Origin of the sequence: Spiractinospora alimapuensis, assembly GCF_018437505.1 — a bacterium.
Taxonomy (GTDB): Bacteria; Actinomycetota; Actinomycetes; order Streptosporangiales; family Streptosporangiaceae; genus Spiractinospora; species Spiractinospora alimapuensis.
Map to the genome: position 1 here is coordinate 3,581,871 of NZ_CP072467.1, position 21,015 is coordinate 3,602,885.

At 67.7% G+C, this 21,015-nt stretch carries 20 protein-coding genes, 2 tRNA genes and 1 other RNA gene; 11 read left to right on the forward strand and 12 right to left on the reverse strand.

Annotation, left to right across the window (positions count from 1 at the left end; genetic code table 11):
• Positions 1-45: 45 nt before the first annotated feature.
• From J4H86_RS16605 to J4H86_RS16615, 3 genes are all read right to left on the reverse strand, one after another.
• The gene (locus J4H86_RS16605; protein ID WP_236538661.1) at positions 46-651 is read right to left on the reverse strand and encodes a hypothetical protein; all 606 of its coding nucleotides are present in this window, start codon (positions 649-651) and stop codon (positions 46-48) included.
• A 192-nt stretch (positions 652-843) separates the two neighbouring features.
• A complete protein-coding gene (locus J4H86_RS16610; RefSeq protein WP_236538662.1) occupies positions 844-1,923 on the reverse strand; it encodes an inositol-3-phosphate synthase in 1,080 nt (359 codons plus the stop codon).
• A gap of 100 nt (positions 1,924-2,023) precedes the next feature.
• On the reverse strand, positions 2,024-2,593 hold the full coding sequence (locus tag J4H86_RS16615; protein ID WP_236538663.1) for a PadR family transcriptional regulator: 570 nt from the start codon (positions 2,591-2,593) through the stop codon (positions 2,024-2,026).
• 633 nt (positions 2,594-3,226) lie between these two features.
• On the opposite strand from J4H86_RS16615, the gene J4H86_RS16620 reads away from it, so the two are divergent.
• The 8 genes from J4H86_RS16620 (at position 3,227) to dnaB (ending at position 11,409) form a co-directional block, all read left to right on the forward strand.
• Complete coding sequence (locus J4H86_RS16620; RefSeq protein ID WP_236538664.1) at positions 3,227-5,503, forward strand: transglycosylase domain-containing protein; 2,277 nt, start codon at positions 3,227-3,229, stop codon at positions 5,501-5,503.
• Positions 5,504-5,515: 12 nt separating this feature from the next.
• On the forward strand, positions 5,516-6,883 hold the full coding sequence (locus J4H86_RS16625) for a glycosyltransferase family 87 protein (protein WP_236538665.1): 1,368 nt from the start codon (positions 5,516-5,518) through the stop codon (positions 6,881-6,883).
• A gap of 65 nt (positions 6,884-6,948) precedes the next feature.
• A complete protein-coding gene (rpsF, locus tag J4H86_RS16630) occupies positions 6,949-7,239 on the forward strand; it encodes a 30S ribosomal protein S6 (protein WP_236538667.1) in 291 nt (96 codons plus the stop codon).
• A gap of 45 nt (positions 7,240-7,284) precedes the next feature.
• A complete protein-coding gene (locus J4H86_RS16635; RefSeq protein ID WP_236538668.1) occupies positions 7,285-7,833 on the forward strand; it encodes a single-stranded DNA-binding protein in 549 nt (182 codons plus the stop codon).
• A gap of 203 nt (positions 7,834-8,036) precedes the next feature.
• Positions 8,037-8,273, forward strand: a complete 237-nt coding sequence (gene rpsR, locus J4H86_RS16640; RefSeq protein WP_236538670.1) for a 30S ribosomal protein S18 — start codon at positions 8,037-8,039, stop codon at positions 8,271-8,273.
• A gap of 20 nt (positions 8,274-8,293) precedes the next feature.
• Positions 8,294-8,743, forward strand: coding sequence for a 50S ribosomal protein L9 (gene rplI / locus J4H86_RS16645; protein ID WP_236538672.1), 450 nt, complete (start codon positions 8,294-8,296; stop codon positions 8,741-8,743).
• 182 nt (positions 8,744-8,925) lie between these two features.
• Complete coding sequence (locus tag J4H86_RS16650; protein WP_236538674.1) at positions 8,926-9,750, forward strand: peptidoglycan recognition protein family protein; 825 nt, start codon at positions 8,926-8,928, stop codon at positions 9,748-9,750.
• A gap of 312 nt (positions 9,751-10,062) precedes the next feature.
• Complete coding sequence (gene dnaB, locus J4H86_RS16655) at positions 10,063-11,409, forward strand: replicative DNA helicase (RefSeq protein WP_449451338.1); 1,347 nt, start codon at positions 10,063-10,065, stop codon at positions 11,407-11,409.
• Between the two features lie 111 nt (positions 11,410-11,520).
• Here the strand turns inward: dnaB and J4H86_RS16660 are convergent, their stop codons facing one another.
• From J4H86_RS16660 to ffs, 5 genes are all read right to left on the reverse strand, one after another.
• Positions 11,521-12,042, reverse strand: coding sequence for a PH domain-containing protein (locus J4H86_RS16660; RefSeq protein WP_236538675.1), 522 nt, complete (start codon positions 12,040-12,042; stop codon positions 11,521-11,523).
• 46 nt (positions 12,043-12,088) lie between these two features.
• Positions 12,089-12,253 (reverse strand): hypothetical protein, encoded by a 165-nt coding sequence (locus J4H86_RS16665; RefSeq protein WP_236538677.1) that lies wholly within the window; start codon positions 12,251-12,253, stop codon positions 12,089-12,091.
• A gap of 188 nt (positions 12,254-12,441) precedes the next feature.
• A complete protein-coding gene (locus J4H86_RS16670) occupies positions 12,442-12,666 on the reverse strand; it encodes a hypothetical protein (protein ID WP_236538678.1) in 225 nt (74 codons plus the stop codon).
• A gap of 385 nt (positions 12,667-13,051) precedes the next feature.
• Entirely contained in the window at positions 13,052-15,286 is a 2,235-nt protein-coding gene (locus J4H86_RS16675; RefSeq protein ID WP_236538679.1) for a DNA polymerase III subunit gamma and tau, read from the reverse strand.
• 18 nt (positions 15,287-15,304) lie between these two features.
• Positions 15,305-15,400, reverse strand: an RNA gene (gene ffs, locus J4H86_RS16680) — signal recognition particle sRNA small type.
• 77 nt (positions 15,401-15,477) lie between these two features.
• Here ffs and J4H86_RS16685 point away from each other — a divergent pair.
• The 3 genes from J4H86_RS16685 to J4H86_RS16695 all read left to right on the forward strand — a co-directional run bounded on the left by J4H86_RS16685 (position 15,478) and on the right by J4H86_RS16695 (position 18,423).
• Positions 15,478-15,562 (forward strand) — tRNA-Ser (locus J4H86_RS16685).
• A gap of 170 nt (positions 15,563-15,732) precedes the next feature.
• Entirely contained in the window at positions 15,733-16,521 is a 789-nt protein-coding gene (locus J4H86_RS16690) for a hypothetical protein (protein WP_236538680.1), read from the forward strand.
• 351 nt (positions 16,522-16,872) lie between these two features.
• Complete coding sequence (locus J4H86_RS16695) at positions 16,873-18,423, forward strand: OmpA family protein (RefSeq protein WP_236538681.1); 1,551 nt, start codon at positions 16,873-16,875, stop codon at positions 18,421-18,423.
• A 108-nt stretch (positions 18,424-18,531) separates the two neighbouring features.
• Here the strand turns inward: J4H86_RS16695 and J4H86_RS16700 are convergent, their stop codons facing one another.
• The 4 genes from J4H86_RS16700 to J4H86_RS16715 all read right to left on the reverse strand — a co-directional run bounded on the left by J4H86_RS16700 (position 18,532) and on the right by J4H86_RS16715 (position 20,792).
• Positions 18,532-19,533: a hypothetical protein gene (locus J4H86_RS16700; protein ID WP_236538682.1), complete on the reverse strand. Its 1,002-nt coding sequence runs from the start codon at positions 19,531-19,533 to the stop codon at positions 18,532-18,534.
• A gap of 163 nt (positions 19,534-19,696) precedes the next feature.
• Positions 19,697-19,781, reverse strand: a tRNA-Ser gene (locus tag J4H86_RS16705).
• Positions 19,782-19,791: 10 nt separating this feature from the next.
• Entirely contained in the window at positions 19,792-20,244 is a 453-nt protein-coding gene (gene tadA, locus J4H86_RS16710; protein WP_236544067.1) for a tRNA adenosine(34) deaminase TadA, read from the reverse strand.
• A gap of 44 nt (positions 20,245-20,288) precedes the next feature.
• Positions 20,289-20,792, reverse strand: a complete 504-nt coding sequence (locus J4H86_RS16715; RefSeq protein ID WP_236544068.1) for a tRNA adenosine deaminase-associated protein — start codon at positions 20,790-20,792, stop codon at positions 20,289-20,291.
• Between the last annotated feature and the right edge of the window lie 223 nt (positions 20,793-21,015).

Genomic DNA, 21,015 nt, shown 5'->3' on the forward strand with positions numbered 1-21,015 from the left:
ACCGGGGTGAGTCACGGGGCGGACGCCGTGGGACCCGCTGGGACGTCACTCGACCGGGTAGAGCACACCGTCGGAGACGTCGTTGGAGCTGATGTCGGCGGCACCCCAGTCGTGGAAGACGATCTCCGCGTCGCCGGTGTTCGCGCAGCTCTGGTCCTGGTGTTCGGGCACGACCTCGTAGTCGAAGCGCAGGGTGTCATCGGTCCAGACCACACCGCTCACGTCCCACTCACACAGGTCGAAGGCGAAGTCCTGGCTGGTCTCCTCGGCGTGGACGACCTCGTTGCCCTCGATCGTGACGGACACGTCGAAGAAGCCGTGGATGTCGCCCGAGCTGTCGTACTGGGTGAGGGTGCCCGCCCACTCGCCGTCGACGTCGAACCCCGGGCCCTCCCCGGTGGCGCCGGGACGGTTACTGACGGGGTCCTCGTTGGCCTCGGAGTCGGCGAAGAACAGAACGAAACCCACGACACCGACGAGGAGGAGGATCGCCGCGGCGACCACCGAGATGATGACGACCGCCACGGTGTTCCCCCCACTCGAGGGAGGTTTGGGGGCGGCGCCGTAGCCGGGCTGCGGGGCGTACTGGGGACCTGTCCCTGGATGGGGCCCGTACTGGCCCCCGGGCGGGTACTGCGGTGGGTAACTCATGGTGTCCCTCTCCTCGCTCTGTCCCCTCTACCGCGTTCGCGGTCACACAGGGTGTCCACGCCGGCCAAGACCCGCGGTTGTCTAATGGTCAGACGTTGCCACACTCAGGAACGTTCCCACAAAAAAGGGACCCCGCTTCCGTGGACCCGGTGAGGTCGGAGAAGCGGGGTTCGGGCTCCGTGGGTGGGCGGGTCAGTTGTCGGTCTTGCCCGCGATGAAGTCCTCCACCAGTTGGTACGCCTCGGAGTCGGAGTACTGGCGCGGAGGTGACTTCATGAAGTAGGACGACGCGGACTCCAACGGGCCGCCGATGCCCCGGTCCTTCGCGATCTTCGCGGCGCGGATGGCGTCGATGATGATCCCGGCGGAGTTCGGGGAGTCCCAGACCTCCAGCTTGTACTCCATGTTCAGCGGGGCGTCGCCGAAGGCACGGCCTTCGAGGCGTACGTAGGCCCACTTGCGGTCGTCCAGCCACGGAACGTGGTCCGAGGGACCGATGTGCACTGAGCCCGCGCGCATCTCGTGTGGCACCTGCGACGTGACCGACTGGGTCTTGGAGACCTTCTTGGAGACGAGCCGCTGCCGCTCCAACATGTTCATGAAGTCCATGTTCCCGCCGAAGTTGAGCTGGTAGGTACGGTCCAGCACGACCCCGCGGTCCTCGAAGAGCTTGGCGAGTACCCGGTGGGTGATCGTCGCCCCGACCTGGGACTTGATGTCGTCGCCGACGATCGGGACGCCGGCCTCGGTGAACTTCGCGGCCCACTCCGGGTCCGAGGCGATGAACACCGGCAGCGCGTTCACGAAGCCGACACCGGCGTCGATTGCGCACTGGGCGTAGAAGCGGTCCGCCTCCTCCGAGCCCACCGGAAGATAGGAGACCAGGACGTCGGCCTTGGTCGCCTTGAGCACCGCGACCACGTCGACGGCGTCCTCGGTCGACTCCTCGATGATCTCGCGGTAGTACATGCCGAGACCGTCGAACGTGGGCCCGCGCTGTACCGTCACACCCGTCGGCGGGACGTCGGTGATCTTGATGGTGTTGTTCTCGCTGGCCACGATGGCGTCAGCGAGGTCGTGTCCGACCTTCTTCGCGTCGACGTCGAAGGCGGCGACGAACTCGATGTCCCGCACGTGGTACGGACCGAACTGCGTGTGCATCAGGCCGGGTACGCGGGTGCCAGGGTCGGCATCTCGGTAGTAGTGAACGCCCTGCACAAGTGAGGCAGCACAGTTCCCCGCGCCTACGACGGCTACGCGTACCGAAGCCATGGGTGGTCTCTCCTTCAACGTCGTGAGCAAGTTGTCTGTCGGTGTCGCACGGACACCGACGTGTCGCGTGGCAGGCTGCGCAGCGCGCTGCGTAGCTCTCTCAGGTATTGGGGGCGGCGGCTTGTTCGCGTTCGCGCCGGATCAGGTCACTCAACCAACGCACCTCCCGTTCCACCGACTCGGCACCGTAACGGCGGAGCTCATAGGTGTAGGGGTCGACGCGCTGCCGCGAGTCGTGGGTGACGGAGCGAAACCGCTCCAGGCGCTCCTGTAACCGCTCACGTCGCTCTTCCAGAATGCGCAGCCGGACGTCGGCGCGGGTGGAGCCGAAGAGTGCGAAGTGGACCCCGAAGCACTCGTCGTCGGAGATGGCGGGCCGGGTCTCCGCCAGCATCCGGCGCAGGTGTTGCCGACCCTCGGGGGTGAGTTGGTAGATGATGCGCGAGCGCCGGTTGAGGGACATCGTCTGTTGGGTGGGCGGGTCCTGCTGCGAGATGAGTTCCTCGTCCAGGAGTTCGCGGAGGCACGGGTAGAGCGAGCCGTAGGAGAAGGCTCGAAACACGCCCAACTCAGTAGTGAGGTGTTTTCGCAGCTCATAGCCATGCATGGGAGTATCCTGGAGGAGGCCGAGCACCGCGAGCCGCAGGATCCTGGCTCGTCGCGTGGTCATTCCCACACCCCTCGTCGTCGGTCCGTCCCGCACGGGCCCGACACTGAGGGTCGGACCGCCGGAGTTGCCGGCTTTGTCGTGTTCCGTGCGTACTCGAGTATATCGAAGCAATATATCGTGCTGATATATGGCTGCCTAAGAACGACACCAGGTGTGTCCAGCCGTGCCGAATCTCGCCCGCGCGAACCCTCGCGATCTTCGGTGGTTTGCCCCTACCCTGACACCCATGTGTGTGATGTGCTCCGCGGTGCCCGGTTGGCGTGAGCGAGCGGTAAGCTCGCGCGCAAGCCGTGCCCTGCGGTGGGACACGAACGGTCCGCCCCGCCGCTCTCCAGGCGGAGTTGGCTGACGCATGGTGGCTCCTCCCGTACGCCAGGGGAGCTCACTCGAAGGTCGCGCATCGGGTCCGATGCCTGGACTTCGGGGACAGATCACGGCCCGGACGTCATGGACGCCGACAATCGGTCAAGTCCGGGTAATTGGGAACAGATGGCGGCAAACCTTGGACGCCCACGGACCGTCCAATAGGCAGGACTCGCGAGAGCCCCCGAGTTCCACCTGGATACCCGATCCCGGAAGCGCCGGGCCCCCTCCTGCATGACGGAGCCCCGGACCAGTACGTAATGAGGACGCGTGAGTACCGAGAGACGACGAAGTTCCGGCGGTCGCCGACGCGCCGACTCCGGCCGCGGTGGTGGCCGGGGGCGCAAACCGGCCCGGGGTAATGCCTTCCAACGGTTCTGCTCCAAGGCGTGGAAGCCCTTCCTCGCCGTGTCTGGCCTGGGTCTGGTCGGTGCGATCGCTTCCTTCGGCATCGCCTACGCCATGACGCCGGACATCGAGGACATCGAGGCGCAGGCCGACGCGTCGCAGCAGGCGACGGTGATCCGCTTCGCGAATGAGGACGAGGTCGGCACCTTCGGTGAGATGAACCGGGTGCCCATCACTTACGACCAGATCCCCGACAGCGTCGTCAACGGGGTCCTCTCCGCGGAGCAGCGGGCGTTCTTCGACGAGCCCGCGATCTCGCCCACGGGTACCGCCCGAGCGGTCCTCTCCCTCGGTGCCGAGGGCGGTGGTTCCGGCATCACCCAGCAGATGGCCCGGAACTACTACGACGGGCTCTCCCAGGAACGCTCCTACATGCGGAAGATCAAGGAGATCCTGATCTCCTTGAAGGTGGATCAGACTCTCAGCCGAGAGGAGATCCTCACGCAGTACCTGAACACCATCTACTTCGGCCGCAACGCCTACGGCGTCCAAGCCGCGGCCCAGGCCTACTTCGACAAGAACGTCGAGGACCTGGACGACGCCGAGGGCGCGTTCATCGGGGCGATCATCCAGCAGCCCGGAAACTTCGAGAACGCCAACCCCGACGACCCCATGTGGGAGATCCTCGTCGAGCGGTGGGACCACGTCGTCAGTGGCATCCCGGAGGTCCACGACACGAACCCCGAGCTGGGGATGCCCCAGGCCGAGGCCGACGCGCTGGAGTTCCCCGAGATCGTTCCCCGGGACGCCGGCGACACCCACGACGGCTACAACGGCTACGTCATCGAGGCCGCCCGTCGGGAGCTCACCGAGCGCTACGACGTCACCGAGGAGCAGGTCAACCGCGGTGGGTACGTGGTCTCGACCAGCATCGACGAGGAACTCATGGCGGCCGCCGAGGAGGCGGTGGCGGAGAACCGGCCGGAGGGCACACCCGAGGAGACCAACTTCGGTCTCGCCGCCATCGACCCCAGTACAGGCGAGATCCGCGGCTTCTACGGCGGCGAGAACGTCTTCGAGGACACCGACAACTCCATGCTGCAGTGGGGACAGGCGGGGTCCTCGATCAAGCCCGCCGTGCTCGCGGCGGGCCTGCAGAACGGCATCGGGCTGCGCAGCACCTTCGACGGGGACTCGCCACAGACCTTCGAGGGCGTCGGCGACCCCATCCAGAACAACGCCAACCGCTCCTGGGGCACGGTCGACCTGGTGGAGTCCACCGCCCACTCCGTCAACACGAGCTTCGTGCAGCTCGCCATCGAGGTGGGGCCACAGAGCGTGCGGGACATGGCCGGCAGCCTCGGGCTGCCGGAGGAGAGCCTTGAATCGGCGGAGCTGGGCCCGAACATCGCCCTGGGTACGTACTCCGTGACGGCGCGGGACCAGGCGGCTTTCTACGCGACCTTCGCCAACCAGGGCGTCCACTTTCCCCAGCACATGATCACCGAGGTGCGTAACGCCGAGGGGGACGTCCTCGAACCCCTCGACGCGGAGGAACTCGAGGGCGGATCCGAGGCCATGAGCCCCGATGCCGCGGCGGACGCGACCTACGCCATGCGCCAGGTGGTCGAGGACGGTGGTGCCGAGAGCGCGGCGCTCAGCGACGGCCGTCCCGTGGCGGGCAAGACGGGTACCTCCAACGACGCGGCGTCGGCGTGGTTCGGGGGCTACACGCCGCAGCTCGCCGCCGCGGTCGGGATTCACCGCAGCGACAACGAGCCGGTTCAGATCCCCGGCCTGGACAGCCTCTACGGAAGCACCGTCCCGGCCGCGATCTGGAAGGACTTCATGGAGACCGCCATGGAGGGCGAGGAGGTCCAGGACTTCCCCGAGCCCGCGTGGATCGGCTCCGAGGACAGCTACCTGCCCACGCCGGAGCCGTCGGAATCGCCGGAGGAGACCGAGACTCCCGAGGAGACGGAAGAACCCAGCGAAACACCGTCGGAGACTCCGTCCACGGATCCCTGTGAGGACCCGATGGACTGGCGTTGCGACGACGACGGTCCCGGAGAGCCGACTGAGTCCCCCGATCCCACCTTCCCGCCACCGGGCAATGGTGACGATGACGAGGATCCGCCTGGCCAGGGCTGGCCCGGCAACGTGGGTAGCCAGGGCAACCGAGAGACCAACGCGCCCTAGGCGGAGGTAGCAGTGCGCGACCGGGGGACCACCGGCGTCCGTAGGGATCGCCGGCGGTCCCCCGTCGTCGTTCCCGGGGCCGGCCGTCCGCCGTGGGTCGGACTGGTGCTGCTCGGCCTGCTCGGCGGAGCCGCGGCCTACGCCGCGAACCTGCCCTGTCGGATCGCCGGCTGGCGGGGCGGCGTGCAGTTCACCTACGGCTGCTACACCGACATCCATCCCCTGTTCTTCCGGGACGGACTGGCCGAAGGAACGCTGGTCTACGTGGACCAGCCGGTGGAGTACCCGGTACTGACCGGTGCGTGGATGCAACTGGCGGCCGGCGCGGTCTCCTGGATCCCCGACGACCGGCTCGCCGGGGGCGTCTACTTCGACCTCACAGTGGTGGCGCTCACGGTGTGCCTGGTGGCGACCGTCGTGATGGTGGGGGCCATGGCGGGCCGCGACCTCAGGGGCGGTGCGGCACGGTTCGACCCGAGCGTGGCGTTGCTGGCGGGCGCGGGGGTGGCGTTGGTTCCGGCGACGGTGCTCAACGCCTTCATCAACTGGGACTTCCTGGCGATCGCCCTGGCCACGGGGGCACTCTTCCTCTGGCAGCGCGACCGCCCGTGGCTCGCCGGCGCCCTGTTGGGACTGGCGGTCGCCGCCAAGTTCTACCCCGTCTTCTTCCTCGGGCCGCTGCTGGTGCTGGGATTGCGGGACTGGTGGCGGGATCGGGACGGCGGGGCGACGCTGCGCGACGTCGCCCGCTGCACGGGAGCCGCCGTGGTGGCGTGGGCGGTGGTCAACCTTCCGGTTCTGCTCGCCAGCCCCACCGGGTGGGCGACGTTCTTCGTCTACAGCGGAGAGCGGGGAGCGGACTGGGGGACGATCTACTACGTGCTCGGCCAGGCCGGGGTCGGCTGGGCGCGCGGTGGTGAGACGCTCAACACCGTCGGCACCCTCGGCTTCCTGGTGGGCTGCGTGGCGGTCGGTGCCCTCGCCCTGTTCGCCCGGAACCGGCCCCCGTTGGCGGCGCTGGTGTTCCTCACGGTCGCGGCCTTCATTCTCACCAACAAGGTGTGGTCGCCGCAGTTCGTGCTCTGGCTCCTTCCGCTGGCCGCGCTCGCCTGGCCCCGCAACCTGCGGACGTGGATGGTCGTCGCGGCCATCGGTTTGTGGCAGATGGCGGAGCTCGGCTACGCGCTGGGGATCTGGCCCTATCTCGACCACGTCACACGCGATTCCGACGTTGCCGCCACGACTGTCACCCTCGGTGGATACGCTGTCCTCACACTTGGGCGGTTCTGCGGACTCATCCTGGCGTGTGCCGTGGTCTGCGCGGGGTGCCTGCGCCGACCATCGCACCCGACAGTCGCTGGTAGCCTGCGTGCGGACTAGCTGAATAGACCCTCCTGCCATGGAAAGGCCATGGCCGTGACAGTCCAGAGGAGGTGCACGCACTGATGCGTCGCTACGAAATGATGGTCATCCTCGACCCGAGCCTCGACGAGCGCACCGTTTCGCCGTCGCTCGAGCAGTTCCTCGCGCGCGTGCGCGACGAGGGCGGCTCCGTGGAGAAGGTCGATGTCTGGGGCAAGCGTCGGCTTTCCTACGACATCGAGAAGAACTCCGAAGGGCTCTACGCGGTGATCGACCTGACCGCCACGCCCGCCACGGTCAAGGAGCTGGACCGTCAGCTTCGCCTGGCCGAGGTCGTGCTGCGCACCAAGGTGCTGCGGCCCGAGGTGCACTGAGTCCGCGCTCGTTCGCGTATCCGACCGACGGACCGGAGTTAGCTAATGGCAGGCGACACCCAGATCACTCTTGTCGGCAACCTCGTCGACAACCCCGAGTTGCGTTTCACGCCGAACGGGGCCGCGGTGGCGCGGTTCCGGGTGGCGTCGACGCCGCGCTTCTACGACCGCCAGTCGGGTGAGTGGAAGGACGGCGAGGCGCTGTTCCTGACCTGCAACGTGTGGCGTCAGGCGGCGGAGAACGTCGCCGAGACCCTGCAGCGGGGTATGCGCGTCATCGTGCAGGGACGGTTGCGGCAGCGCAGCTACGAGACCCAGCAGGGTGAGAAGCGCACCGTGTACGAGGTCGAGGTCGACGAGGTCGGCCCGGCACTGCGCAACGCCACCGCCAAGGTGACCAAGACGTCCCGCCCCGGAGGGGGCGGTGGAGGCTTCGGTGGCCAACAGGGTGGTGGCCAGCAGGGCGGCGGCTTCGGCGGCGGCGGTGGCCAGCAGCAGGGGGGCTTTGGTGGCCCACCCCAGGGCAACGCTGGCCCGCCCGCGGACGACCCCTGGGCGCAGAGCGGCGGGTTCGGCGACGAGCCACCGTTCTGACGTGAAGACGTGCTGACGACCGGCGACGGTCGTCAGCGGATCGCCGCGATCCGGCCCTCGCGTCTCTGGAGGTCCACCAGAGGCACCAGCGGCGAGGCTCACTCGGCTGCCTCCACCGTTGGCGGGCGATCGCGGCACGAGCCGAGTATCTGCCCACACCATCCCCGGACTTTCCGGGGCTCTATGTGAATTGGAGCACCACGATGGCTAAGCCGGCAGCGCGCAAGCCCAAGAAGAAGGTTTGCCTGTTCTGTCAGGAAAAGACCACCTACGTTGACTACAAGGACACGACGTTGCTGCGGAAGTTCATTTCCGACCGCGGCAAGATTCGTGCCCGACGGGTCACCGGTAACTGCATGCAGCACCAGCGGGACGTCGCGACAGCGATCAAGAGTGCCCGCGAGATGGCGCTGCTTCCGTACACCAGCACCGCACGCTAGAGGGGATCGGAGGTTCAATCGTGAAGCTGATCTTGACGCAGGAGGTCAGTGGCCTCGGCGCCCCCGGCGATGTTGTCGAGGTGCGCGACGGGTACGGGCGAAACTACCTGTTGCCACGGGGCTACGCCGTGAAGTGGACCCGGGGCGGGCAGCGACAGGTCGACGCGATGCGTCGTGGTCGTCAGGCCCGTGAGATCCGGAACCTGGACGAGGCCGAGCAGATCGCGTCGCAGTTGGCGAACCTTCGGGTCACGCTGCGCCGGCGCGCGGGCGACAGTGGCCGCCTGTTCGGTTCCGTCGTCGGCGGGGACATCGCCGAGGCCGTGACGAACTCTGGGGGGCCGGCGCTGGACAAGCGTCGGATCGAGATCCAGAACCCGATCAAGGCCACGGGCGACCACCGGGTGCGGGTGCGCCTGCACCCCGAGGTGAGCGCCTCGATCCAGGTCCAGGTCCTGGCCGCGAAGTAGTCGCCTCGGTCGGCTCTCGACGGAGAGTCCGCCGACGCTCAGCGAGGACGATTGGCTCCCGTGTGCTGCGCATGCGGGAGCCAATCGTATTTTTCAGGACACGCCCAACTTCGTTCCGTGGTCAACTGGCAACCGACAGGCATACTGGTGCGTTGAGTTGAGCATGGCGGAGGGATGGGTCGATGGTGAGTCGCGATGTACGCGGTCAGGATCCGAGCAGGCGTGCGGTCATGCGGGGAGCGGCCGTTCTGGCCGGAGGGGTGATGCTGGGGGGCGCGGGCCAGGTCCTGACCGCGCCGGGTGCCCTGGCGGCCAACGAGCCACGCGTCTACACCCGGTCGGAGTGGGAGGCGCGCAAGCCCACGCAGACTCCACAGGTCCTGGACACTCCGCCGGACCACATCGTCGTGCACCACACGGCGACGGAGAACCAGTCGGACACCTCCCGGGAGCGCGCCTTCTCGCTGTCCCGCGGTATCCAGAACTGGCACATGGACAACAACGGCTGGGTCGACGCCGGCCAGCACCTGACCATCAGCCGTGGCGGACACGTCATGGAGGGGCGCTGGGGCTCACTGCCCAACATTCGGGACAAGCGTCACGTGGTCGGCGCACACACCGCTGACCACAACTCCCACACGATCGGGATCGAGAACGAGGGCAGCTACGGTTCCGCGGAGCCGCCGGCGCTGCTCATGGGGGCGCTGACCGAGACCCTCGCCTGGCTGTGCACGGTGTACGGGCTGGATCCGCGGAAGGCGATCGTCGGGCACCGGGACTACAACTCCACCGAGTGCCCGGGCGACAAGCTGTACGCCCGACTGGACGAGTTGCGCGGCGCGGTCCGGGAACGGCAGTCCCAGATGGCCGCCCGCCTGGAGATGATGGACTACGCCGAGATTCCGCAGGAGTTCCGGCCGTCCTACCCGCCGCTGCCTCGGAACGAGCGGGTCGAGCGGTACTACCACGGACCGGTGCTGGGCGACGGAGAGCGCGACGCGGGATAGATCTCGTTGCGACGACCTCGGCGCGCCCTGTGGACAGCCTGTGGAAAAGTATTTCGCGAAGAATATTTCTCACACCATCCGCGAGGCATGTTTGTGCAGGTCAGACGGCCTTTTGCGTGCCGGGGTCGTGGTTATCCACAGGTGTTGTGCACAAGCTATCCGCAGAAGTTGGCCAGTCATACACAAGTTGTCCCCAGGTCTGTCCACAGGTCCGCTTTGCGCGGTGTCTTCGCAGGGCGCACACTGAGTCCTCGGGGAACCAATTCGCGGGCGTAGGTCCGCGAACACGTGGCATCGACGCAGGGGGACAGGGTGAGCGAGTATCCGCAGCAGGACAGCGGATATGACCGGACGCCACCGCACGACATCATGGCCGAGCAGTGTGTGCTCGGCGGGATGCTCCTCTCCAAGGAAGCGATCTCCCAGGTCGTGGAGATCGTGCGCTCGGGCGACTTCTATCAGCCGTCCCACCAACTGGTCTTCGACACCGTCGTCGACCTCTTCTCGCGTGGCGAGCCCGTCGACGCGATCTCGGTCAACGCCGAACTCACCAAACGCGGCGAGATCACCCGCGTGGGGGGTGCCCCCTATCTGCACACGCTGACCGACGCCGTTCCGACCGCCGCGAACGCCGGGTACTACGCCCGCATCGTGGGTGAGCGGGCGGTGCTCCGCCGCCTCGTGGAGGTGGGGACTCGCATCGCCCAGTTGGGCTACAGCGGCGACGGCGACGCCGACCAACTGGTCGACATGGCGCAGGCCGAAGTCATGCGGGTGGCCGACAAGCGCACCACCGAGGACTACCAGCCCCTGGCCGAGGTGATGCCGGGAGCGTTGGACGAGATCGAGGCGATCTCCAGCCATGACGGTGGCATGGTGGGGGTGCCCACCGGCTTCACCGACTTCGACGCGTTGGCCAACGGGCTCCAGCCGGGGCAGATGGTCATCATCGCCGCGCGCCCGGCGGTCGGCAAGTCGACATTGGCGCTCGACTTCGGGCGGGCCGCGAGTATCCACAACAACCTCACCTCGGTGATCTTCAGCCTGGAGATGGGCCGCAACGAGATCGTCATGCGGTTGCTCTCCGCCGAGGCACGGGTCCCGCTGCACACCATGCGGTCGGGCATGATGACCGACGACGACTGGGCGCGGCTCGCCCGCCGGATGGGAGAGGTCGCCGGGGCCCCGCTCTTCATCGACGACTCACCCAACCTGTCCATGATGGAGATCCGCGCCAAGTGCCGGCGGCTGAAACAGCAGCACGACCTGAAGCTCATCATCCTCGACTACCTACAGCTCATGAACTCCGGCGGTCGGGTGGAGAGCCGGCAGCAGGAGGTGTCGGAGATGTCGCGGTCACTGAAGCTGCTGGCGAAGGAACTCGGGGTGCCCGTCATCGCCCTCTCCCAGCTAAACCGCGGGCCGGAGCAGCGTACGGACAAGAAGCCCCAGCTCAGTGACCTCCGGGAGTCGGGAGCGATCGAGCAGGACGCCGACATGGTCGTCCTCCTGCACCGCGAGGACGCCTACGAGAAGGAGTCCCCACGGGCGGGCGAGGCCGACCTGATCGTGGCGAAGCACCGTAACGGTCCGACGGCGACGGTCACGGTGGCCTTCCAGGGACACTACAGCCGGTTTGTCGACATGGCGCCTGGGTGACACGGCGACCAAGAGACATCCAGGCTGACACGAAAGGACCGGCGGGACTCGGTCCGAGTCCCGCCGGTCCTTTCGTACGTCCTACCGAATCGGGGTGGCCGCGTGGAGCGGTCAGTCTCCACCGTCCTTGCTGGGGAAGATCAGTCCGACGACCTCGAGGTAGAGCTGTTCCGGATACGGCACGAAGGTGATCTTGCTCAGGGCCTGGTCCTGACCGGCCGACTCCATGATGAACTCGCCGTAGCCGATGAGGCGGCCCAGCAGGGACCGTTCGAACCGCATGTCGGTGACCTTGCCCAGCGGCATCATGTTCACCTGACGGGTGATCAGGCCCGTGGTGAACAGGAGACGGGCCGAGGTGATCACGAAGTACTCGACCGACCACTCCGCGATGCGCCACACGAACCACACGAGGACCAGGAGCCAGAGCCACCAGACCGCGGCGAGCGCGGCGGAGGTGCTGGCCAGGGTGTTGCTGAGGATCCCGGCGAGGATCAGCGTGCCCAACACCAGCGCCACCGGGCCCATGAGGACCGCGGGGTGACGGCGGATCGTGATGACCTGGTGTTCGTGGGGGAGTAGGTAGCGATTGACAGAGGCAGGAGCGGCATCGCCGGGTGTTACGAGCTTCATGGTGCCCTAACCAACCTTGTATCCGGTTGTGGGGAACAGTCCGGGCCTAGACGGCCAACGCGTTCACGAATCGAGAGAGGGAGTCGGCAGCGGACATGAGTCCGCCAATGCCGGTCTGGATGACCCCCGCCGCGGATTCAGGCTGCGTGAGGAGGTAGAAGGCGACAAACGCGATGGCGGCAAAGCCCAGCCACTTCTTCAACTTCGCCACAGCAGACTCCCGAAACGAGCAATCGACCCACTAACCCATGCTGATTCTTACACCAGGGGCGATGGCAGTAAAGCACAACACGCCGAAACAGCATGACAGTGGAGGTCACCCGCTCTGTGGTTCCCGTCACGCCCCCGATGTTCACTCATTCTAGGGATGTACCCCGATGCGTCGGGGGCCAGTCGGGATTACTGGCTCTGACTGTGGGCCAGGTCGAGAACACGCAGGTGTTGTCGGGCGATTCGCTCGACGAGATCGGGGGCCTCGCCGCCTGTGACCTGCTTGGCTCCCTGTCGAGCGGCATCGACGCACCGAGTGACGATTGACTCCGGGTGGGAATCCGCGAACTCGCCACGCAGTCGTTCCACGATGGCGGCGTAGGCGTCCGCGTCAGACTCGTTCGCGTCGGGCATGGCACTCCTCAGGGGACTGAGACATTCCGGTTGGGCAAAATTCGATCACCAAGACCGTGGTCAACCCATGACCCCGGACGTCCGACCGGGGTGCCCGGGTGGGTACGTATGGATGAGCGTTCTGACGAATTCGCGGGGAGTCGCGGCAATCCTTCCTGGTTGGGCTACCGGAAATCGTGGGTTGGTCGGGTCGTCGCACGCGAGAAGTGGAGTATTCGCGAGAAGGCGGCGACGTGACATGCCAAGCCTATTCGCTGGTCCCGGAATATTCGAACACCGCACAGCCCAGAGTGTCGTCGACCTGGGAGGACGCGACGGTAAAGGCTGGGCATTCGTCCGGTTTGTCGAAAACTAATCGACGGTTAATCGCCCTTTATGGGCGAGTTCAGGACGAGGACTCCTGTCGATGATCGATTTCTTCGACCAGTCGCCCGCCCAACTCGTTCTGAATGAGGGAGACGGGCTCCGTCGTCGCGGAAGCGGTGTCGGCCGCCGACGGCCGCTGGGGCGCACGGGCGGCGCCGGAGGGTGGCCCACCGTTGCCGGATCGCCCCCCGCCGTTGCCGGAGGTGGTCACGGGGCGGCCGGTAAAGGAGCTGGCCGCATTCCCACCGCTTGGGGGGCCGGCCGACGGTTCGTCGCCTCCGTCGTCTCCCGACGGCATTGGTTCGCTCGGCGGAGGCGGCTGGTCGTCGTCCACTGGGGGTGGCGGGGTCGGCGCTGGGCCGTTCGTTCGTGCGGCGGGCGGGTGACCGGGATCGGTCACGGGCGTGCTCGGCGCGTTGTCCGCGCCCATCGGCGAGGCGGCCGGGGGCGGCCCAGCGTCCTGCTGGCCCGTCGGCGCGGGACTCGCCTCACCCTCCACGGCGACGACGTGCAGCTCGACGCCCAGCACGTCGTTCAAGGCGGCCTGGAGGATCTGGTCGCTGCCCGAGCGGCTGAAACCCTTGGCGTCGTTGGCGCGAGGGAAGCCGATACGCAGGGTCTTGCCGTCCACCGCGACGACGCCGACCCCCTCGCCGGCGAGAATCATCCAGGTGAAGCGCCGACGCGTCTTGACCGCCTCCATGACACGGGGCCACGCGTTCAGGACCGACTGGGTGGTCGGATCGCCCGAGGCAGAGCTCCCACCAGGGCCGCCAGGACTGGGAGCGGCGGGCGCGCTCGGCGAAGCCGCCGACACGGCGGGGCTCGCCGTCTCAGGACGTTCCGGGGGCGCGTCTGACCCTGCCGCGGCCGTGCCGACGTCGTCCGGAGGTGTGGAGGCGGGACCCGGGTTCGGTGCGTTCCCCTGCGGTTCCGGTGCCTGCTGAGGCGGATCCTGCTGGGTCTCGGGCGGTCGCGCCTGGGCCGGTCGTGCGGGTGGTGGCTGGGCCGTCGACCGCTGGGGTTGCGGCTGCTGGGTCGGCGCGGGTCGCGGCGTGGCCTGCGGTGGCTGGGCGGCCGTTGGCGCCTGGGTCGTCGACGGCCCAGACGCGGCGACGGGGGGCGCCGCCGTCGCGGGCTGTGCCACCCCGACGGTCGCCGGATAGAGGATCCGGGCGCAGATGAGTTCGAGCTGGAGGCGCGGTGCCGTGGCCCCGCGCATCTGGGTCAGTCCCTCGCTGAGGGTGCTCGCCGCGTGGGTGAGCGCCGAGTGGCCGATGCTCCGGGCCTGCCGCTCCATCTGCTCGGTGGCGTCGGGCGAGACGTTGATGAGCCCCTTGTCCAGGGCGTCGGGAACGGCGGTGAGGACGAGCAGGTCCCTGATCCGTTCCAGCAGGTCGGCGGCGAAGCGACGTGGGTCGTTGCCCGCCTCGACGATCCTGTCGATGAGTTCGAACACCGCCGCGCCGTCCTGCGCCCCGAGTGCCTGCACCATCTCCGCCAGCAGGGTCGAGTCGGTGTAGCCGAGCAGACCGACCGCCCCGTCCCGGGTGATCCCCCGCTCGTCGGACCCGGCCAGCAGTTGGTCGAGGACGGACAGTGAGTCACGCGCGGATCCGGCCCCCGCGCGTACGACGAGGGGAAGCGCCGCGGCGTCGTAGGCGATGCCCTCCGACGCCAGGATCTCCTCCATCAACTGGCGCAGCGTGCTGGGCGCGATGAGGCGGAAGGGGTAGTGGTGGGTCCGCGAGCGGATGGTGCTGATCACCTTGTCCGGCTCGGTCGTGGCGAAGATGAACTTGAGGTGCGGCGGCGGTTCCTCGACGAGTTTGAGGAGGGCGTTGAAACCCTCCCGTGTCACCATGTGCGCCTCGTCGACGATGTACACCTTGTACCGCGAGCTCACCGGCGCGAAGAAGGCGCGCTCCCGCAGCTCTCGGGCGTCGTCCACGCCGCCGTGGGAGGCGGCGTCGATCTCGATGACGTCCACGCTGCCCGCCCCGTCGGGGGCGAGGGCGACGCAGGAGTCGCAGGTGCCACACGGATCGGGGGTCGGTCCCTCGGCACAGTTCAACGAGCGGGCGAGGATGCGCGCGCTCGTGGTCTTGCCGCAGCCGCGGGGACCACTGAACAGGTAGGCATGGTTGATGCGACCGGTTCGCAGGGCCTGGCGCAGGGGCTCGGTCACATGCTCCTGCCCGCGCACCTCACCGAAGCTGCCAGGCCGGTACTTGCGGTAAAGAGCGACGCTCACGGATGGCTCCCTCGGAGACAAAGGGACCCCTCGCGCACCCGCCAGAGCTTACTTATCCTTGCTGCCTTCCGGCCCTGGGGAGGTTCATAAGGTGACGCCGCACGAGGGGTCTGCCCCTGAGTCTAGCCTCTGTGGGGGAGTGGATGGAATCAGGTACGGAGCACCGGCCATTCCCATGTAGGCTGTCTCGCGGAGGATTCGCCTAGTGGCCTAGGGCGCACGCTTGGAAAGCGTGTTGGGGGCAACCCCTCAAGGGTTCGAATCCCTTATCCTCCGCACCCGCCCAGCAGGGCACACGAGAGGCCCGACCGGACACCGGTCGGGCCTCTCGTCGTTGGTGGGGCGGGAGCCTGGCCGCCCGAGGGCGCCCCGTTCGGCCTGTGTCCACGGTGACCGTTCGTGGTCGATGCCTTTGCCGATGCCGCTTCCCACGGCACGATCGGCCCATGCCCCCATTTCGAACCCTTGGTAGCGCTGTGCTCGTGCCCGTGTTGGTGTCGCTGGGCGCCTGCGGACTGTCGGACCCGGAGATTCGCCCCAGCAGTGAGCTGCGCGCGCTTCTGCTCACCGAGAATGACTATCCGTCCGGGTACGAGCTGGAACCGATCGATCACGACGAGCTGAATGATTCGTGGTCCTCGTTCATGCCCGGCGACGAGTTCGACGACGTCAGCCCGAGTGAGTGCGCGGATCTCCTGGGAACTCCGGTGGAGATGGCCGACTCCTACAACGTGGAGGGGCACGCCGCCGTCAATACCGGCTCTCCGTATGACAGCTCGATCTTCTCCCAGGTCCTGATGAGCGGAGGCGACGTGGGGGAGGCTTCGTTGCGGGGCGACGGGTTCGACGAGCTCGAAGCAGCGTGCTCCGACGCCCGCATCACCGTCGAGGGTGAGGAGGGTGACATGCGGATCGCGCCCTTCGAGCTCGAGGGAATGCCGGACGACTTCTTGGGGATCAACGTCACCATCTCCGTCGAGCAGGTCGACGTGCACGTCCGAATGGCGATGACCCTCGTAGACGACGTGATGATCGCCATCCACGAGGTGGACATCGGAGGGGGCCCCTCGTTCCCGCTGCCCGACGTGTCCAGTTCGGGAGAGGACACGCTCCCCGGCTCGTTCCAGGACTATCAGGAGGAACGAGAGGCAGCGGAGGCCACCCTCGACGAGGAGGACCTGGCCGAGATCCAGGACCTCATGAGCCGTTCGGTCGAGAAGGTCCGGGAGCGCTGAAGCTCCGTACCCGACGCGCGTCGGGGAGGACGGGGCGGGCGGACTCCGCTCTCGCGGTGGTCACCGCCCCCATCTCCCGTCCACGAGGAAGCCACTGGCCTTCCACCGGGGTCACCGCCCCCGGCCGCGCCCGTTGTGGGCCCCTCGCCGTCCCGCGGAATCACGCCGAGAAGCCCGGGAGTCCGCGGTGGACCCAGGGGGTCGTGACCCGGACGTCACGGTGGTTCCCCTGGTCATACGTAGTGGAGAGGGAAGGAGGAGAGGCCCCATACCAGTCTCCGGTACGGTGTCGGTGCTAGGTACTCGACAGGTCGGTGGGTACCTCCCCCTCAAGGATCGGAGTAGTCCGGCATGGTGCGGCCAAAGTCCTCCCTTGCGCTGTTGGCGTCCGGCAGCCTCCTTCTCGCCGGCTGTAGTGTCGGCGGCGACGACGAGCCTCCCCCGGTCGAGGAGGACTACCCCTACGTCCGTGAGGGGCGGATCTTCCAGGACACGGGCAACGACGACGAGATGCGGTTCGCGATCACCGGAATGGAGCGGACCGCGGACTACACCGTCATGTACTACGAGGTGAACTACCCGGACGGTTTCGAGGGGGCCAACCGGAACCTCAGCATGCCGCACACCCTGGTCGACCCGCTCAGCGGACGGGTGTGGCGTGAGTACACCGACGCCCAGGCCCTGAAGTACGGGTCGGTGAGCCCCAACGAGGACGGCCTCTACCCGGTGCACGACGGGGTCACGAACGAGTACCGACGCTACTTCCCCCCGATCCCCGAGGACGTCGAACAGGTCACGATGATCGGCAGCGGACTCGGCGCGATGACCGGGATCCCGATCCAGGACGTCGACGAGGAACAACCGGACCCGGAGAATCCCAACGGGCCCCAGCACCTCTCCCTGGACGACCCACCGGACGAGGACTCCCTCACCTTCGAGAACCGTCCCCCCGACGACGGTGCCGAGGCGGACGTGGGATGGGTCGAGAGCTACGTCGACTCCGAGGTCGCGTCGGTCACGCGCGAGGGTGACGTGGAGACCATCGCCCTCCACTCCGACGTCACCTTCGAGTTCGACGAGTCCGACCTCACCGACGACGCGGAGGACGTCGTCCGTGACGTTGCCCAGACGCTGCGCAACAGTGTCGACCCCGTCGAGCCGGTGATCACCGTCATCGGTCACACCGACGGCATTGGCTCGGACTCCTACAACCAGACCCTCTCCGAGGAACGGGCGAGCACTGTGCGCGGCGTTCTCGAGGACGAGCTGGAGGACGAGTTCGAGTACGAGGTCGAAGGCCGGGGCAGCACCGAGCCGATCGCCGTCGAGGGTGGCCCCGACGACGAGGAGGCCCGCGCTCGTAACCGCCGCGTCGAGTTCTCCTACAAGGTGTCCACCGAGACCCCCGCCGAGGAGGAGGAGTCGGACGACGGTCTCGGCGTCGCCGAGCGGACCGTGCACTGGCCCGCGCCCTACACCGACGACCCCGGCGACGTGGTGGCGACCGCCGAGGACGACGGCGTGCGACTGGACGTCTACCCCCTCCGCCGGGACGGTGCCTACGTCATCGGCACGGTGACCCTCACCAACACCACCGACACCCCGGTCATCCCCGACCTCGGGGGCGACGCGGCCCGCTCCGGTGGGCCCACGCAGTTCAGCTCCGGTTCGCTCGGTGGGTTCCAGCTCCTGGACCCCGAGACCGAGCTCGTGCGCTATGTCTCCCAACTCACGCTCGAGAACGGTCGTTCCACGCCGTTCGCCGAGGACGTGCACCAACTGCAGCCAGACAACACCTACGAGGTGGTCGCCGTGTTCCCGGGGCCGCCGATGGACGTCGAGGAGCTCACCATGCGCGCCGGGGTGTTCGGCGAGCTGGAGGAGATCCCGATCGAGAACTGATCCCAGGGCCGCCGCCCGCACGTCGACGGCGGCCGTCGGGAACCGAGAAGAGTCGAGGGGCGCGGAGAACACTCCGCGCCCCTCGGTGTCTCTGGAGGTGGTTGGTCGCTACAGGCGTTCCGCCGCGTCGTACACCACGCGCTCCAGGTCCGGCTGCTCCACGTCCTGGTTGACCGAGACCCCGGCCACCCAGAAGTTGTCCGGCAGGGACAGGTGCATGATCTGGGTGTTGCCGTCGACGGTGGAGGAGTAGTCGAGGTCCCCGCCGAGCTCGTCCGCCTCGGTGCTGCGGTAGTTCTCGACGTCCATGTCGACGTCCACCTCCCAGTTCATCTCCTGCTCGCCGCTCTCGCCGGCCAGGTTGACCAGCCCGGAGGGGTCGGCGTTCTCCGTGTAGATCAGGGTGAAGGACTCCTCCTGGCCGTCCCAGGAGCAGATGAGGTACCGGGCGTCGGCGTACGCCTCGAACTCGCCGGAGTCCTCCTGGACCTGGGCCCCGAAGGGAAGCAGGTCTCCCGCGGCCTCGGCGGCGCCGGCCTCCGCGCAGGACTCGGGGAAGCCGTAGGAGGCGGCCTCCTCCTCTCCCTCCTCGTCCTCGTCGTCCTCAGCGTCCGCGTCCTCGTCGTCGTCGCCGGAGAACCAGCCGACGATCGTGTCCCACCAACTGTCGTCGGATTCCGCGTCCTCCTCCGGGGACTCCTCCTCGGTCGGCTCGTCCTCCGCGTCAGGGTCCTCGGTCTCCTCCGGGGACTCCTCCTCGCTGGGTTCGTCGGACGACTCGTCCTCGGTGGGCTCGTCGGAGGCGTCGTCATCGTCGCCGGAGAACCAGCCGACGACCGTGTCCCACCAACTGTCGTCGGAGTCCCCGTCGGACTCCGAGTCGGCGGTCTCGGTGGACTCGTCGGTGGAGTCCGCCTCGTCGCCGGTGTCCGACGTCGCGTCGTCGGCTGCTTCCTGTGCGCCGTCAACAGCCTCGTCAACGGTCTCCTGTGCTCCGTCGACGTCAAGGGAGCCGTCGTCGGAACAGCCGGCGAGCAACGCACCGGCTGCGACCACCGCACCGGCACGCAACGCGTAGCGGTGCAGCGAAGGGGAGGGGGTGACACGCATGGGGACGACCTCTCGGGGACAGTTCGAGCGTGCAGGGTCGCGGCCAGCCGCGACTGACACAGGCACGGTAGCAAGCCAGGCTACCCGTCGCAGCAGACCCATCCCCGGGCCCACCTCCAGGCACAGAAAAAGGGACGTTCACCTGGGCGAACGTCCCTGACGGCGGTGGAGGTGGGATTTGAACCCACGGAAGGTTGCCCTTCACTCGCTTTCGAGGCGAGCGCCCTCGGCCACTAGGCGACTCCACCGCAGACCACTCTACCTGAGCCGTCGGGCGGAGAAGAACGAGAAAAGGAGTCGGGAACAACGTTCCGCGGTGTCGGGGGAGATGAGGTCGGGGGGGATGACTTCGAGCTGGTGGTTGAGGCGGGGATCACGGACGATGTCCCACAGGGAGCCCGCCGCGCCGGCCTTGGGATCGCGGGCGCCGTAGACGAGGGTCTCGATCCGGGCGAGGACGAGGGCACCGGCGCACATGGCGCAGGGTTCCAGGGTGACGGCGAGGGTGCAGCCGGTCAGGCGCCAGTCGTCCCGGGCACGGGCCGCGGCGCGGAGGGCGACCACCTCGGCGTGGCCGGTTGGGTCGTGGGTGTCCTCTCGGTCGTTGCGGCCCACCCCGATCACGGTGCCGTCTGGGTCGAGAACCACCGCGCCGACCGGGACCTCGCCCTGGTCGGCGGCGGTCTCGGCCTCGGTCAGGGCGCGCGTCATCGCGGCGTCGAACCGGGCCCGGCGGACCCCGGGGCCGGTTTCGGTCACCCCAGGGAGTCCAGCGCGCGTTGGAAGGCCTGGGGGAAGCCCAGTCGTTCGGAGATGCTGGCGAGGACCTCGTCGGGGTAGAGGTCGAGGTCGCCGGCGAGGGCACCGAGTTCCATCTCGTCCACACCGAGGTCGGCGAGGATGGAGAGGTCCCCGGCGGGAAGGACCTGGTCCAGTTCCTCGTCGTCGGGGAGGTCGATGTCGAGGTGGTCCAGTACGTCGCGGGCCATTTGCCAGTCGAGCGACGCGGTCACGTCGGACAGGAACAGCGCGACGCTGTCGTGGCCGTAGGAACGGATCAGCACGAAGAAGTCGTCGCCGATCGCGACCATTCCGATCGCGCCACTGATACTTGGTTGTTGCCGCAGAGCGTGGAGGAGTCCCCGAAGGTCGTGGGTAAGAGCCACGGGGAGGAGATCGACGTCCCATTGGTTCTCTTCGCGGTAGGCGACCGCCGCGAAGTCCGTGGGGACGTCCTCACTCATGTCGGGTTCCGTCATCGCTATCCCGCCTGGCTGGTTGTCGAGAGGCCAGGATTGCAGATCCTCGGGGAGGGCGTCACGGTACCCGCTGGAGAACTCGTCGCCGGTGGCGTCGTCACGAAAGCCGTCTGAGTCAAAGGTGTCGGGGCGCACGTGCCTATTACAGCCGACTTTGTGGCGCGGCGGGAAGTCGTGGCGAAACAGGGCACCGCGACCTGCGTCGGAGCCATGGATCGGTGCC